The 1822-nt window shown below is 35.5% G+C and carries 2 protein-coding genes; one reads left to right on the top strand and one right to left on the bottom strand.

All coding sequences use genetic code 11. The features are described 5' to 3' along the window. Window positions 1–96: 96 nt before the first annotated feature. A complete protein-coding gene (locus tag H150_RS0113355) occupies window positions 97–1062 on the bottom strand; it encodes a replication initiation protein (protein ID WP_081619601.1) in 966 nt (321 codons plus the stop codon). Window positions 1063–1238: 176 nt separating this feature from the next. Between H150_RS0113355 and H150_RS0113350 the strand changes: the two genes are divergently transcribed. After that, window positions 1239–1688 carry a hypothetical protein gene (locus H150_RS0113350; RefSeq protein ID WP_019959552.1) on the top strand — a complete coding sequence of 150 codons (450 nt, stop codon included), beginning with the start codon at window positions 1239–1241 and terminating at the stop codon, window positions 1686–1688. Window positions 1689–1822: the final 134 nt, after the last annotated feature.

The following is a 1822-nucleotide window of genomic DNA, read 5'->3' as shown; positions in this document are numbered from 1 at the left end:
CACAAACCACAAACCACAAACCACAAACCACAAACCACAAACCAACCTTACAGGCTGATATCTGATATTGGCTATTGTTACTAGCAAATACTCTAATTATATTTTCCATCTACGTAAAGTCATGACGGTTAAATTCAAACTTCTAGCAATCTCAGTTAATGGCAAGCCTTGTTCTTTTAAAACCATAGCAGACACACGTTTGTTATGATTCTTTGCGCCTTTAGCAATGCCGCCTTTCTTGCCTCTCACACTCTGACGCTGCTTAAATGCCTCAGTGTCATGTCGCATCTTTTTCCATGTCCAGTTAGCAACGCTCTTGGCAATGCCTTTAATTTCAGAATGTGGCAACGGCTCACTAAAAACATTCATGCTCATAGCTTGGTCAAGAATGTGAGAACGCCAAGTATCAACCTTGCCTGTCCTGTATTCCCTAATGGACTTGTATGCAACCTTACGCAATGAATCGAACAAATAACAATTACGCCCCAATGCAACCGCCTCAGAAGCGTTTTTACAGCGTTTTGGTACTTGAGTAAGGTCTACCCATTCAGCGAGGTAATCAAGCGTGTATAGAGCGTTTACAGCGCAATAAATAACACGCCAATGATTTTGGCTAAATGGGTTCTTTGCAATCAAACCACTGTAATTCACATCGGCTTGTAATTTGGCTGTGTAGGCACGTTGGATAGCATCGAGATAACGCAACGGTTTTTCATGTGCCAAATCAGACGTACAAACGGGTGATTCAAGGCGATAGATGATATGACAGTGTGTGTTAGATTCATTGACGACAACGGCAAACGGTGTTGGTAGATTTGCGTCATACCATGCGTAAGCTGAATTCGGACGGTCAATATCAAAAACAAGCCAATGCTGCATTGATGGCGGATTAAGCTGAATGTAACGCTTTGTGATGGCAATGCGCTGTAAACGTGGATAGATGCCAGTGCTGAGATTATCAGAACAATAAGGCTTGCGTGGTAAAGACTGTGATTGTGAAATTTGCTCAAGTATTTCTAATAGCGTTGCTTGATTGAAAGCAAGCGGATACAATTTATCCATAGTGACCTACTTGTACTAGGTTACAAAATAGACAACAAGGTGTATCAGCACCAAATTGTCACTAGTTTAAAAAAGCCATGAATTCCCGTTCGTGGCTTTTTTTCAACTTTAATATTATGACTTAGTTATATACTAAGTAAATCTAATTCTTTTTTAAACTATACATGGAGATTACAATGAGTAAATATATTATATCTTTTGACCTCAACAATGAAATTTTAAGTCAAGAATATCACGTAAGTAGTTATAACAACGCTTACGCAAATATTAAAACTATTTTAGAAAAACATGGATTTAAAAATTTACAAGGTAGCGTTTATATTGGTAATGAAAATGTAAGTGAAGCACATGGAACGATAGCTATCCAAGAAATAACAGCTCGATATAATTGGTTTTCTAAAGCTGTATCCGATATCAAATTTTATAGAATTGAATCTGACTTAAATGCTCAATTTATCGTAGATGGTGTAGAACATGCTAAAAGGGCATTTTTTAATCAAATTCAACTAATAAAACATAATCTAGCCGCCTCAGGTTTAACAGAAGAACAAATTGAAAACATAATTGGGCAACAAGTTTTTCAATTACCAAACCTAGTAGATATTCCATTAAATAAAATCAAATAATTTATATCTATTTGCTAGAAAGTATTTGCATATTTTAAGTACACCCTATTTTTACAAATTATATTTAAATACCAAATTATCCAAAATTCAATAAAATCAAGAAATTTTGTTATTGTATAAAAATTAAAAAATCA

This window comes from Vitreoscilla stercoraria DSM 513 (assembly GCF_000382305.1).
GTDB classification, from domain to species: domain Bacteria; phylum Pseudomonadota; class Gammaproteobacteria; order Burkholderiales; family Neisseriaceae; genus Vitreoscilla; species Vitreoscilla stercoraria.
The sequence above is the reverse complement of the archived record's forward strand: the minus strand, read 5'-3'. Positions and strand labels throughout refer to the sequence as shown.